The sequence below is a fragment of the Neobacillus terrae genome (genome assembly GCF_011393025.1).
Lineage (GTDB): Bacteria > Bacillota > Bacilli > Bacillales > Cytobacillaceae > Neobacillus_A > Neobacillus_A terrae.
The window spans coordinates 146,982-160,409 of record NZ_JAAOEO010000002.1 but is presented as its reverse complement, the minus strand read 5'-3'; the positions used below and the strand labels follow the sequence as shown (position 1 = coordinate 160,409).

General features: G+C 39.0%; 15 protein-coding genes. 6 read left to right on the top strand and 9 right to left on the bottom strand.

What is annotated here, in order from left to right:
• Window positions 1-101: 101 nt before the first annotated feature.
• Entirely contained in the window at window positions 102-1,574 is a 1,473-nt protein-coding gene (locus G8761_RS03260) for an aminotransferase class I/II-fold pyridoxal phosphate-dependent enzyme (RefSeq protein WP_166023627.1), read from the top strand.
• A 76-nt stretch (window positions 1,575-1,650) separates the two neighbouring features.
• Here the strand turns inward: G8761_RS03260 and G8761_RS03255 are convergent, their stop codons facing one another.
• Window positions 1,651-1,785, bottom strand: coding sequence for a GapA-binding peptide SR1P (locus G8761_RS03255; protein WP_166023625.1), 135 nt, complete (start codon window positions 1,783-1,785; stop codon window positions 1,651-1,653).
• Between the two features lie 159 nt (window positions 1,786-1,944).
• Window positions 1,945-2,244 (bottom strand): DUF3055 domain-containing protein, encoded by a 300-nt coding sequence (locus G8761_RS03250; protein WP_166023623.1) that lies wholly within the window; start codon window positions 2,242-2,244, stop codon window positions 1,945-1,947.
• 156 nt (window positions 2,245-2,400) lie between these two features.
• On the opposite strand from G8761_RS03250, the gene G8761_RS03245 reads away from it, so the two are divergent.
• Window positions 2,401-2,838 (top strand): DUF1885 family protein, encoded by a 438-nt coding sequence (locus tag G8761_RS03245; RefSeq protein ID WP_166023620.1) that lies wholly within the window; start codon window positions 2,401-2,403, stop codon window positions 2,836-2,838.
• A gap of 83 nt (window positions 2,839-2,921) precedes the next feature.
• Window positions 2,922-3,260, top strand: coding sequence for a hypothetical protein (locus tag G8761_RS03240; RefSeq protein ID WP_166023618.1), 339 nt, complete (start codon window positions 2,922-2,924; stop codon window positions 3,258-3,260).
• Between the two features lie 450 nt (window positions 3,261-3,710).
• Here G8761_RS03240 and G8761_RS03235 read toward each other — a convergent pair whose 3' ends face one another.
• Window positions 3,711-3,953, bottom strand: coding sequence for a hypothetical protein (locus G8761_RS03235; RefSeq protein ID WP_166023617.1), 243 nt, complete (start codon window positions 3,951-3,953; stop codon window positions 3,711-3,713).
• A 259-nt stretch (window positions 3,954-4,212) separates the two neighbouring features.
• On the opposite strand from G8761_RS03235, the gene G8761_RS03230 reads away from it, so the two are divergent.
• On the top strand, window positions 4,213-4,590 hold the full coding sequence (locus G8761_RS03230; protein ID WP_166023615.1) for a small peptidoglycan-associated lipoprotein: 378 nt from the start codon (window positions 4,213-4,215) through the stop codon (window positions 4,588-4,590).
• 34 nt (window positions 4,591-4,624) lie between these two features.
• Here G8761_RS03230 and lpdA read toward each other — a convergent pair whose 3' ends face one another.
• The 5 genes from lpdA to G8761_RS03205 form a co-directional block, all read right to left on the bottom strand.
• Entirely contained in the window at window positions 4,625-6,034 is a 1,410-nt protein-coding gene (gene lpdA, locus G8761_RS03225) for a dihydrolipoyl dehydrogenase (RefSeq protein WP_166023613.1), read from the bottom strand.
• A gap of 3 nt (window positions 6,035-6,037) precedes the next feature.
• Window positions 6,038-7,381, bottom strand: a complete 1,344-nt coding sequence (locus tag G8761_RS03220; protein ID WP_166023611.1) for a 2-oxo acid dehydrogenase subunit E2 — start codon at window positions 7,379-7,381, stop codon at window positions 6,038-6,040.
• Window positions 7,382-7,466: 85 nt separating this feature from the next.
• Window positions 7,467-8,444: an alpha-ketoacid dehydrogenase subunit beta gene (locus G8761_RS03215; protein ID WP_166023609.1), complete on the bottom strand. Its 978-nt coding sequence runs from the start codon at window positions 8,442-8,444 to the stop codon at window positions 7,467-7,469.
• 3 nt (window positions 8,445-8,447) lie between these two features.
• Window positions 8,448-9,566, bottom strand: a complete 1,119-nt coding sequence (gene pdhA, locus G8761_RS03210; RefSeq protein ID WP_166023607.1) for a pyruvate dehydrogenase (acetyl-transferring) E1 component subunit alpha — start codon at window positions 9,564-9,566, stop codon at window positions 8,448-8,450.
• 1,006 nt (window positions 9,567-10,572) lie between these two features.
• A complete protein-coding gene (locus G8761_RS03205; RefSeq protein ID WP_166023605.1) occupies window positions 10,573-11,241 on the bottom strand; it encodes a YkyA family protein in 669 nt (222 codons plus the stop codon).
• Window positions 11,242-11,490: 249 nt separating this feature from the next.
• Here G8761_RS03205 and G8761_RS03200 point away from each other — a divergent pair, with 249 nt between their 5' ends.
• Window positions 11,491-11,646, top strand: coding sequence for a YjcZ family sporulation protein (locus G8761_RS03200; RefSeq protein ID WP_166023603.1), 156 nt, complete (start codon window positions 11,491-11,493; stop codon window positions 11,644-11,646).
• A gap of 179 nt (window positions 11,647-11,825) precedes the next feature.
• Window positions 11,826-12,380 (top strand): peptide deformylase, encoded by a 555-nt coding sequence (def, locus tag G8761_RS03195; protein WP_166023601.1) that lies wholly within the window; start codon window positions 11,826-11,828, stop codon window positions 12,378-12,380.
• 250 nt (window positions 12,381-12,630) lie between these two features.
• Here the strand turns inward: def and G8761_RS03190 are convergent, their stop codons facing one another.
• Entirely contained in the window at window positions 12,631-13,401 is a 771-nt protein-coding gene (locus tag G8761_RS03190) for a Cof-type HAD-IIB family hydrolase (RefSeq protein WP_166023598.1), read from the bottom strand.
• Window positions 13,402-13,428 lie beyond the last annotated feature (27 nt).

Here is a 13,428-nt window from a genome sequence, read left to right as displayed (position 1 = left end):
AACATATTTCTATGCAATGAAAGCTAATAATGCTATAATTCATTTGTTTTATGACTTTTTATTATGAATTGCAATTTGATGTAAAGAGGTGTGAAGCTATATTGTCACAATTTGAAACACCGTTATTTAGCGGATTAGTTGAACATGCGAAAAAAGAACCGGTACAATTTCACATACCCGGACATAAAAAAGGAGCAGGAATTGATCCTGAATTCCGTAATTTTATTGGTGATAATGCCCTTTCAATCGATTTAATTAATATTGGCCCATTGGATGACCTGCATTCCCCAAAAGGGATAATAAAAAAAGCTCAGGACCTTGCTGCTGAAGCTTTTGGGGCAGATCATACATTTTTTTCGGTACAGGGAACAAGCGGCGCTATCATGACCATGGTAATGGCTGTCTGCGGACCTGGGGACAAAATTATTGTCCCAAGAAATGTTCATAAATCAGTAATGTCAGCCATTGTTTTTTCAGGGGCAATCCCAGTCTTCATTCATCCGGCGATTGATGTGGAGCTTGGTATTTCTCATGGAATTACAACAGATGCTGTAGAGAAGGCTCTTTCACAACATCCTGATGCTAAAGGGGTACTTGTTATTAATCCAACTTATTTCGGTGTTTCAGCCGATCTTAGGAAGATAGTTGAAATTGCACACTCCTACAGTGTTCCTGTTTTGGTTGATGAGGCACACGGGGTGCACATTCATTTCCATGAGGATCTTCCATTGTCAGCCATGCAGGCAGGTGCAGATATGGCAGCAACGAGTGTTCATAAACTAGGCGGATCCATGACTCAAAGCTCGATTTTAAATGTTCGAGAAGGCCTAGTCTCAGCAAATCGCGTTCAGTCCATTTTAAGCATGCTGACAACCACTTCTACTTCCTACCTTCTCTTAGCCTCATTAGATGTAGCAAGAAGAAGACTCGCAACAGAAGGCCGTAAGCTGATTGACAAAACAATAAATTTGGCACAGTCAATAAGAAAACGAATCAATGAATTCGAACATATTTATTGTGTTGGTGAAGAAATTTTGGGTTCAAAAGCTGCTTTCGACTATGATCCAACCAAATTAATTATTTCAGTTAAGGATCTGGGTCTCACTGGTTATGAAGTGGAAAATTGGCTTCGTGAAAAGTTTAATATTGAAGTGGAATTATCGGATATTTACAATATTCTTTGTATTATCACTTTAGGTGATACTGACCGCGAGGGAGATATCCTGGTAGAGGCATTAAAAGCACTTGAAGATGAATGTGCCCATCGGGCTGAGAAGGTTGCTCCCCTTCAGGTTCTACTCCCTGATATTCCTGTTCTGGCACTCACACCAAGAGATGCATTCTATGCGGAAACAGAGATTATACCTTTTGCAGAATCTGAAGGACGTATTATTGCGGAGTTTGTAATGGTATACCCTCCAGGAATTCCAATTTTTATCCCGGGTGAAATCATTACAAAGGAAAATTTACATTATATTAAGAAAAACCTTGAAGTAGGGCTTCCGGTCCAGGGGCCTGAAGATGATGAGCTTAAAATGATACATGTAATTAAAGAATACAAAGCCATACGATAATTCAATAAGCAAAAGTGTCGTTCGCTAAAAAAACAGGGCTTCCGCAATGGGAGCCCTGTTTTAAATATGTTTTTTATTAATTCATTATATCTTCTTCATCTGAATGGTTGTGGCTGCTGCACGTTTTACAGTTGGAATATAGGACGGTCACTTTTTCATCTTCAAAATGATCAATAGTAGAGTTGCAAGCCTGACATACGATAGTACCCATTTTATCAATCCCCTTTTCCAATTGATTTATTTGAAAGCGCTTTATGATTCATATATTAATAATAATATAACATTATTATAATATCAAGCCTAAATTGTATAACATATTTAATAAAACATACTAAAAAAGCAGACCTTTAAAGGTCTGCCTTTTTAAATATTATTCATATTGGGTCTCAAATGGGATAGAAGGAATGGTTTCAGAGAAAAATTCACTTAATTCTGCAGCCTGTTTTTTACTATTTATTTTAAAAACTTTCTGCAAATGTTCAGTGTCTTTTATATCATGGGAGTCAAGGAGAGTTGAACGGCCTGTTTGCATACATACTACCAGAGGCTTTCCGAAAAACATATTTGTAAAGACGATCCCAAAGTCATATCTTGCTTCATCAGTGGCAAATCCGACAAAGCGTACTTTAACATTTTCATGCTCGTCATAGAGCTTTTCGAAGAAATTCATTTCACTCCTCCTTTATAAATTGTTAGAATATTATTATAATTCAAATTTCAATATAAAGCAATAATTATGGATTTTCTTCTGGCAACCTGTTGTCATTCTTTTTTACAGAGTGCTAGAATGTAAGTAAGGAGTAAAAGTGTTTAGGGGGAACTGGACATGGCTGAAAATGCATATATTAAACTCGTACCTTCATCAGCAAAAACTGATATATCGGTTGATGAAGTAAAGGAACTTTTTTTGTATTATAAACAAATAACCAGTAAAACTGGCAATCAGGTCGATTGGTCCTATAGTGAAATGGCTTTTCCATATGAAATAAAAGAAACAGCTGAAGGTAAAGGTAAGTGGTTCTATCTTCACTCCGACCATGAAAAATACTACGCCATTCTTCTAGGTGTCGATAAGGAAAATGTTCAGGATGAAGACGGCACAGTGCGGGAACAATCGTTCGTCCAGGTCACACTTCCTGAAGGCTGTACCTATGGGGACAAAGGGAAAGCTAATGAATTTTGTAAATTCCTCGGCAAGAAGCTTCAAGCAGAGCTTCATTTGTTTAATGGCAGAGTAATGTATTATAATCCAAGAAAGAAGTAAGACCACAAAAATTCTTTTAAAGAACAGCTAGCCGGCTGTTCTTTATTTTAAGAACTTAAGTTATTTTAATACGGAGGATTTTAATGTCTAAAGGAAAATTCATCATTGTATTTATTATCAGCCTGGGGCTCACGATTGCTTCTCCCTATTATTTTAAAAGCTATTTTGAGAAGAAACCTACAGATTTGAATCAAACGGTTCATTTCGGTGGGCCTATCCCTTTTGTTGGACAAACTGTGGTTCTTCCTGATGTAGATAAACAATATCCATTGGAAGTGAAGTTTCAATCCCCTATAAAAAAGAAAACTGATTTTAGCTTTGTGCCTTTTATCATTTCATTTATAATCCTGTTTGCTCTTTTATTTTCACTGATCAGCATCATTATTCGCTTTTTTAAAAAGGATATTCCATACAAAAAATAACACAGGCTATAAGTAAGGTTCAGACTGTAGAAAAACTCGATGAAAATCGAGCTTGCCTACAGTCTATTTATTTTAGTAGAGGACGCCTGTTGATTTCCATTCCCACGCGGGGCGCGGGGAGCCTGGCATAATTCAGCGCTTGTCGGGGCTGAACAAGACACCTCCGTTCTTCTTTCTCCTCGGCGCATACGCCTGTGGGGTCTCACCTGTCCCGCTAATCCCGCAGGACATTGAGTAAGCCTCTGGAATCAACACCTCACGAAGGACATGCGATAGCACAAGGAAAGCATACAGAAATTTACATCGCACTGAATTTCGCTGGGCGCTTGAGCTAGACAATTTAAAAGAGAAAACTTTATTACTTCTTATTAATTAAAATAGGGGGTCGGAATTAAGCTTTCTGAACCCCGTTTTGTCGAAAAACAGAACACAGCAATAAGCTGTGTTTTTTTAATGGGAAATAAGGGTCATTGTCATATGGAACGACCCATACAAAGCAAGACTGAAAGCAGTTATAAATAAAGTCATCCTGGCTGATTTTGTAATTGAGTTCCCTATCTGAAAAGCCAAGTAAAAGAAAATAAAAAACATAATGATATTGAAAACGGGCTGGTCATGCTTTGATAGCCATGAGGTAAGCGTATACCCACTCCAAAGAATTAATTGCAGAAGAATAACCACATAAATTTTCATTATACCACCGCCACGGATTTATATCTCTTTGCCGGACCCTGATGTTTTATGATTATATGTTGTGAATCGATAAGTTATTTTTCATTTATATAACATTTGGGTGACAAGCCAAAATTAGAAATATTGCCATGATAAAATGAATATACAAAAAGAGGGAATTATTTAATTTAGGTCAATTATTTACCCTGGAATTTTCTCGTTTCTAATCCAAAGGCAGTGGCAGATTTTAAAAAAATACAAAGCGAGGGCTATCCGAGTAATGAAAATACTTCCTTATATTGTGATGGTTTCTTTATTGGTTCTTAACGCCTCTTGCGATAAAAGACATACTGAAAAAAACATTGAGATAAATAAAGATATAAAACAGATAATTTTCTTTTCCAACGAAAAAGAAATTAATCAGGAAGCGGCATATTATGATGCTTTACTTGAATTAAAAAAGGACTTCCCAGAAGAAATGCATTCGATGCAGGTTCTTCCCGCTGATGAAAAGGAGGAATATATAACTTCTTACCATGATCAGACACGTCCTGCTTTATTGGTAATCTATAAAAATCAAGTGATGATAAATATAAATGGTGCAGTTTCAAAAGAACAGATAACACAGCCTGTGTCGAGAGTTTTACAAACAAATTAAAAAGCCTTTCCGTTGCCGGAAAGGCTTTTTTCTCTTACTTCATGATGTGGATTGGGCTGCCAAGAACAACTTCGGCTGCTTCCATAGAAATCTCTCCAAGAGTTGGATGTGCGTGAATTGTCATGGCAACATCTTCTGCTGTCATTCCTGCTTCAATCGCAAGACCCATCTCAGCTATCATATCAGACGCACCTGTACCAGCAATCTGTGCACCGATTAATAATCCATCTTCTTTGCGGGTCACTAGCTTCATAAAACCATCTGGCTCGTCTAAGGAAAGAGCACGTCCATTCGCTGCGAATGGGAATTTAGCAGCAACAATTTCAATGCCCTCTTCCTTAGCTTGCTGTTCAGTGTAACCTACTGAGGCCAATTCTGGGTCAGAGAATACAACTGCAGGAATGGCAAGATAATCGATTTCAGAAGTATGGCCGGCAATTGCTTCAGCTGCAACTTTCGCTTCATAAGATGCTTTATGTGCAAGAGGCGGTCCTGCAACAATGTCACCAATTGCATATATGCTGCTCACATTTGTACGGCATTGTTTGTCAATCTTGATGAGCCCGCGCTCACTTAGTTCCACGCCTGCCTGTTCCAGACCTAGCTCATCAGTGTTCGGACGGCGGCCAACCATGACGAATACATAATCTGCATCAATTTTTTGTTCTTCGCCTTTTACTTCAAAAGTAATTGTTACGCCGTCTTCTCTCTCTTCTACACCTTTAGCCAATGCTTTTGTAATTACTTCCGCACCCTTTTTCTTAAGGTTACGCTTTACAAGAGCAGACATTTGCTTTTCAAATCCATTCAGGATTTCATCCGCACCCTCAAGGATTGTTACTTTTGTTCCAAAGCTTGCGTATGCTCCGCCGAGCTCAGTTCCAATATAACCACCACCAATTACGACAATGCTCTTTGGAAGTTCCTGAAGATTTAGAGCGCCAGTTGAATCCAAAACACGTTTTGAATATTTGAAAGCTGGGATTTCAATCGGACGGGAACCTGTTGCAACAATAGCATTTTTAAATGTATAAGTCTGGGATGATTTTTCATCCATAACCTTAAGTGTATTGGAATCAACGAAATAAGCTTCACCTTGCACGATATCCACTTTATTTCCCTTTAAAAGGCCACCAACACCGCCAGTCAATTTCTTTACAACGCTTTCTTTAAAAGCCTGTACCTTCGAGAAATCAAGGGATACATTTTCAGCAATTACACCCATGTTTTCGGAATGCTTAGCATTCTCAAAACGATGGCCAGCTGAAATTAGAGCTTTTGATGGAATACATCCTACGTTCAAGCAGACGCCACCAACGGTTGCTTTTTCGACAATCGTTACTTTTTGTCCAAGCTGTGCAGCACGGATTGCGGCAACATAACCGCCAGGTCCGGCACCAATGACTATAGTTTCAGTTTCGATTGGAAAATCTCCTACTACCATTTATTATCCCTCCATTAACAATAGTTCTGGGTCGTTCAATAAACGCTTAATATGGTTCAATGCATTTTGAGCAGTAGCTCCATCAATCATTCTGTGGTCAAAGCTTAATGATAATGCAAGAACTGGAGCAGCGACAATTTCACCATCTCTAACAATTGGCTTCTCTGCAATACGTCCAACGCCAAGAATAGCCACTTCAGGATGATTAATTACTGGAGTAAACCATTGGCCGCCTGCAGAACCAATATTGGAAATCGTACATGAAGCACCTTTCATTTCGTTTGGTGCAAGTTTACCTTCACGTGCTTTTCCTGCAAGTTCATTAATTTCATTTGAGATGGAGAAGATTGATTTACGGTCTGCATCCTTAACAACTGGTACTAATAAACCTTTTTCAGTATCCGCTGCAATACCAATATTATAGTAATGCTTATGGACAATCTCACTTGTTGCATCATCCAAAGATGTATTTAACGCAGGAAATTCACGAAGCGCGCTTGTTAATGCCTTTACGATATAAGGCAAGAATGTAAGCTTGATGCCCTTTTGAGCAGCAACTTCTTTGAATTTCTTGCGGTGAGTAACTAGTTTTGTTACATCTACTTCATCCATTAAAGTAACGTGTGGTGCAGTATGCTTGGAGTTAACCATAGCCTTAGCAATTGCTTTACGAATTCCACTCATTTTTTCACGAGTTTCAGGATATTCACCCTGTGGAATTGATGCAGCAGGAGGTACTGTTTCAGTTACAGTTTGTGGTGCAGCTTCAGCCGATGCTGCTTGAGCAGTTGGAGCGGCAGCCCCTCCAGTCAAGAACGCATCTACATCGTTTTTCATAACCCGGCCATTTTTGCCTGTACCTGCAACAAGGCGAATATCTACGCCTTTTTCACGTGCATATTTACGTACAGAAGGCATCGCAATAATACGGCGGTCTGGGTCAACGTCAGCCTGGGGCTGTGCACCGGCTCCTGTTGCTGTGTCGGCTGCCTGAGGAGCCGCTGCCTCTTTTTTAATATCCTGGCCAGCTTCAAGTGTAGATTGAACCTGAGCTTCTGTTTTTTCTTCGTTTGCTGCTTCGTCACCTTTAAACTGAAGATCTTCATATCCAGGTGCGTCGAAGGTTACAAGTACCTGTCCAACAGTAGCGACAGTTCCTTCACCTATTAATACTTCAATAACAGTACCTTCTACTGGAGATGGAATTTCAACGACAGCTTTATCATTTTGGATTTCGCAAAGAACGTCATCTTCCTGAACCTTATCGCCGGCTTTTATAAACCATTTGACGATTTCGCCTTCATGAATACCTTCACCAATGTCAGGCATTTTAAATTGGAATGACACTATGATTCATCCTCCTATTTAACGTTAATTTCTTTATGATTGTAAAAAAACAGGAGGGAAACAGTTTCCTATTTCCCAGTTGCTATTAGAAAGTTAGAACTTTTTTAGCTGTTTCGATTACATCTTTGTAATTTGGAAGCCATACAGATTCTGCCTGTGAGAATGGGTACACTGTGTCAGCTGCGGCTACACGTAAAACAGGTGCTTCCAGACTTAAAATAGCACGGTCATTAATTTCAGCAACAACGTTTGCTGCTACTCCGGCTTGCTTTTGAGCTTCCTGAACCACCATCGCACGGCCTGTTTTTTCAACCGAAGCGATAATAGTATCAATATCAAGCGGACTGATGGTACGAAGGTCTATTACCTCTACTGAATGTCCTTCTTTTTCAAGCTCTTCGGCAGCTTTTAATGATTCATGAACCATTGCACCGTAAGTAATGATTGACAAATCAGTACCTTCACGCTTAACATCTGCTTTTCCAAGTGGAATAGTGTATTCTTCTTCAGGAACTTCCTGGCGGAAAGCACGGTACAGCTTTAAGTGCTCAAGGAAAATTACAGGGTCATTATCTCGGATTGCAGAAAGCAATAATCCCTTTGCATCATAAGGAGTTGAAGGTACAACTACTTTTAATCCAGGAGTTTGCGCCATTAAACCTTCTAAGCTGTCTGAGTGGAGCTCAGGAGTGTGCACCCCACCGCCAAATGGTGAACGAACTGTAATTGGCATATTATAGCGACCGCCTGAACGGTAGCGCGCACGTGACATTTGGCCGGCAATAGAGTCCATTACTTCAAAAACAAAGCCAAAGAACTGAATTTCAGGGATAGGACGGAAACCTGTTAAAGCAAGCCCGATTGAAAGACCTCCGATACCTGATTCAGCAAGAGGAGTATCAAATACCCGGTCTTCCCCAAATTCTTTATGAAGTCCTTCAGTTGCACGGAATACGCCGCCATTTACGCCAACGTCTTCTCCGAACACTAGGGTTTTAGGATCGTTGCGCAGCTCTGTACGCAACGCATCAGTAATTGCTTGAATCATTGTCATTTGAGCCATGACTTACTTCGACTCCTTTGCTTTGTAAATTTCATATTGTTCTTTAAGGTTTTGAGGCATTTCTTCAAACATAATAGACATTAGGTCTGTTACCTTTTGTTTTGGTGCCGCATCTGCTTTTTTAATTGCTTCTTTAATTTCTTCTTTTGCTTTTTCAATTACTTCGTTCTCTTTTTCTTCATTCCATAGTCCTTTGTTTTCAAGGAATTTACGGAAACGTACAAGTGGATCCTTCTTTTCCCATTCGTTATCAAGCTCAGAAGTACGATAACGAGTAGGGTCATCCCCAGCCATTGTATGAGGGCCATAACGGTAAGTTAAAGTTTCAATTAGTGTTGGGCCTTCTCCGTTAACAGCACGTTCACGTGCTTCACGTACTGCTGCATAAACTGCCAATGGATCCATGCCATCAACCTGAATTCCAGGAATACCTGCTGCAACTGCTTTTTGAGCAACTGTCTTTGCGGCAGATTGCTTTTCAACAGGAGTAGAGATTGCGAAACGGTTATTTTGAACAATGAAAATAGCTGGAGCTTTAAAAGCACCCGCAAAGTTAATTCCTTCGTAGAAGTCTCCCTGTGACGCACCGCCGTCACCTGTATATGTGATAGCAACCGATTTTGAACCGTTCTTTTTCATTCCTAAAGCAACACCAGCAGCCTGAACATACTGAGCGCCAATGATGATTTGTGGAGAAATTACGTTTACACCCTCAGGAATCTGGTTGCCCTGGAAGTGCCCGCGTGAGAATAAGAATGCCTGATAAAGCGGAAGTCCATGCCAAATTAACTGAGGAACATCACGGTATCCAGGTAAAATAAAGTCTTCCTTTTCAAGTGCGAATTGAGATGCAAGCTGTGATGCTTCCTGCCCTGCAGTTGGTGCGTAAAAACCAAGTCTGCCCTGACGATTGAGCGAAATGGAACGCTGGTCAAGGATACGAGTATAAACCATGCGTCTCATTAATTCCTGAAGTTGTTCATCGCTTAACTCAGGCATTGCCGCCTCATTAACGACTTCGCCTTCCTCGTTTAAAATTTGAAGCGTCTGAAATTGTTCTTCTACAGTCTCGAGCGACTTTTTCGCATCGAACTTTTGTGCCTTCTTTGTATTAGAAGCCATCTGGGTCACCTCTTCCTTTCTTAAAAGACATTAAAGTAATTTACATACACTCTTTTAGATTGCCCAAAAAAGCAAATAATGCTGAAGATTTTATGGTGCCGATTCTCACTTTATCAGGCAGCGGCGTTGTTCCCTAACGTTCCTGCACTCGTAGTCCAAAAAAACGGCACTTTATAGTTTTCCACACTTCATGCCGCCAAAAACACAATTTTGGAATTAAACGCCGAAAATACTGTATCAGTAGTTTATGTAAATATATTAATACAATGTTTTTTTTACATTCTGAGTTTACATCAAGAGTTAAACCCCGTCAATTACATTGCACATAAATTTTTCATCATACCCAAGTTGGAAACAAAATAAACTTTTTTAGTGAACTGTACTACAATAATTAACAAAACTGTATTACTAATTGTTCACTGTTTTAACACACCCACTCTCGTTTTAAAAAAAATGGCTCTACCCTGGAATAACTGTGAATAGCTTTTATTCCATTTATTTGTGTTGCCAATTTTTTTGCATTAGTATCTGTTAACTTCTTTAATAGAAAACTCGGCGATTCCAGGGCCTTTAGGCCGGGCAGCCCTTTTTTCCATAGGACATTTAACAAGCTTCCTAGAATAGGCACTGGTCGAAGTAAACACGAATGCTTTTTAGAGGAATGTCGCGGATTCCCTGCCAACAAAAACGTAATAAAAACTATTAGAAAAACTTGGCATTCGCTAAGCCCTTTTGGCTGATGCCCTATTTTTTCTTATGCCTTCAGAATTTATGGATATATATTCTGATTAGCCAAAAAGAACAAAAGGCGCAAGCGCCCCGGGTTAGCCCCAACAGGCATAAGACGAATCACGTAGGAAATCCTGATTTCTGAAGTGATTTGGCTTATGACCCCGAGGGGCTGGGCGCTGGAGCTGGATTACAATAACCTAGTTCAAGTTATCCACAAGGTAAAAATCTATAATTTCCTAAACGATAAGAAAATCGGCCGAAGCCGATTTTCTTATTAACTATTCTCTTTTACCTTAAAACCCGCTTTTTTATAAAAAAGTTCTTTTTGCTTGTTATATTTCTCGGTTAAATCATTGAATTTATCGTTGATCACAAGTATATTTCGATACGTTTTATTAATTTTATTAATTTGAGCTTCAAGTTCATCCAGCGAAACATTATCTTTCTTTAATAAACGGTATAGATCTTCATCCTGCTGAATGCCATTTAAATATTCAAGGTAGAGCTGGTCATGAGCAGCATATCTGTCCATCATAATATTGGAAAGTTTTAATGCGCTTGCTTTTAATTCTTTATCCTTTAACTCGTCTATAACATCATCTGTCTTTTTGAATTCATTTTTTGATGCCTCGATACTTTTTTGTTCCTTATCTATATGGTTTTTTCTCTCTTCTGCCAATGAAAGAGCTTGATCAGACAGCTTAGAAACTTCTTCATTCTTTTTCATGCCCAGCCCCATGATCTTATCAAAAAGTTCCTTCTCCTGTTTCTCTAACGCGGTAAGGGGATTCTGCTGATCCTCAAACCCTTTTTCTGCTGTAACTACCTTTTCCAGTATACTGTAGATTTTATCCTCAGGCGTTTTTTGCTGTCCACAGCCCGCGGCTATAATGATAGCTGTAAAGATTGCTAACGCTAAACGAAATTTCAGTAAAAACGACACCAGCTAATCCCCCTAACATTTAATACTTTCTAACTATATCTATTATAAATCTGTTTGACAATCCTCTGTTTTTGAACAAGCCGGCGCTGAAATAATACTTGTCCCTCCAACTTATTTTATAAATATTTTTTATTTTTATTACTGGGCAGGGGCCTATACAGACTATTGCCTAGGTTCATAATTTATACTACTGACCCGGCAAGACATAATAGAAAACCGGTGGCGGAAAAATAGGAGGAGGTTATTCTTATGTATGGTTATGGTGGATGCGGTGGTTATGGTGGATGCGGTGGTTACGCTTACCCAGCTGCAGGCGGCTGCGGATTTGGATTGGGCGGGGGCTTTGCTTTAATTGTCGTTCTATTTATTTTATTAATTATTGTTGGCTGTGCCTGCTGGAAATAATAGGAGTAGGGAGGAGGGGAATTCTTCTCCCTTTTTAATTCTACTCCGTAATTTAAATCCTAACGAGTTAACCTTCCCAAGAAATAGTTCACCATTATTAACTTTTTATAAATTGTTTGATAGTATTATGAATATGGAAGACATATATTAGCAAGTTTTTATACAGGAGTGAAATGATCATGTTAACGATGGAGGATATAATCCGAGATGGCCATCCAACACTAAGAAAAACAGCTGAAGAAGTTCCAATGCCGCCATCGGAAGAAGATAAAAAAACTTTATTGGATATAATGGAATATGTGCAAAACAGCCAAAACGCTGAAATTGCAGCTCAATATGGTTTGCGGCCAGGAATCGGACTTGCGGCCCCACAAATTAATGTTTCAAAAAGAATGATCGCCGTTCATGTCTATGATAATAAAGGTGTATTGTATAGCTATGCTCTTTTCAATCCAAAAATAGCCAGCCATTCAGTAGAGCGTTCCTATTTACTTTCAGGTGAGGGCTGCCTATCAGTTGATGAAGTTATAGAGGGATATGTGCCTCGGTTTGCACGTGTTACAGTAAAGGGCTATAACCTCGAAGGAAAAGAAGTGAAACTTCGTTTAAAGGGGCTTCCGGCAATTTGTTTTCAACACGAAATTGACCATTTGAACGGAATTATGTTCTATGATCTAATCGATAAGAATGACCCCTACAAACCAATTGAAAACGCTATTGCGATAGAAAGATAAGACATAAATTTAACCATACTTAATCCCAAAAATAAAGCCGCCAGCTGGCGGCTTTATTTTTGTAAAGAGGCCTATTGATTTCCATTACCAGGCAATCGGTTTCCGCGGGGCGGCGTTGAGCCAGTCCTGCTAACCCCGCATGACATTGAATAAGCTCATGATCAATACTATAAGAAAAACTAAGGCTTCCGCCAAAAGCAATTGCCTAATGCCAAGTTCCTACAATTCGCTTCTATTCTCCATTAAAGCTTTATATTAATTTCAATTTTATCAAGCCGTTTCGTATGCCGTCTTCTGCAACGTCACTAGTCACTAGATCTGCATGCTTCTTGGCTTCATTCTCGCCATTTCCCATTGCTACACCTGTACCAACAGCTTTTAACATTTCAATATCATTCAAACCATCACCAAATGCGTATACATCTTTCATTTGAAAACCAAGCCTGGAAATCATTTTTTTAATTCCTTCTGCTTTGGACCCACCCGCAGGAAGAATATCCACTGAATATGGATGCCATCTTATAAAATGGAAAGAAGAAAATTCGTTTCTATACTGGTTTTCTGTACCTTCCTCACAAAATAAAAGGGACTGATAGAGCTTTCTGCCTTTATAAAAACCAGCATCCTCTTCAGGATGAGTAAATTTTAATGTCCCTAAGCTTTCCTCAATATAGGGGTGCTGAGAAACGTTTGCTTTCATTGTTTTTTCATTCATGAATACAACTGGATGCGAATTGTGCATTGATAATTCCAAGAGTTTTTCCATTTCTGTTTCATTAAGCGGATTTTCATAAATAACCTGATTTTCGAATACAACATACTGTCCGTTAAAACTCACAAATGAATCAATATCCAATTCCTTACGAAGGTTTTCAAACATAAATGGAGCTCTTCCTGTAGCAATAGCCACAAAAACTCCATTTTTTTTCAGTTCTTCTATAGCCTCTTTCGTACTTGAGGGCAAATTTTTGTCATGATCAAGCAGTGTACCATCTATATCAAAAAAGACAATTTTTTTCATGAAAAGCTCCTTTTCTTGTTGATTTAA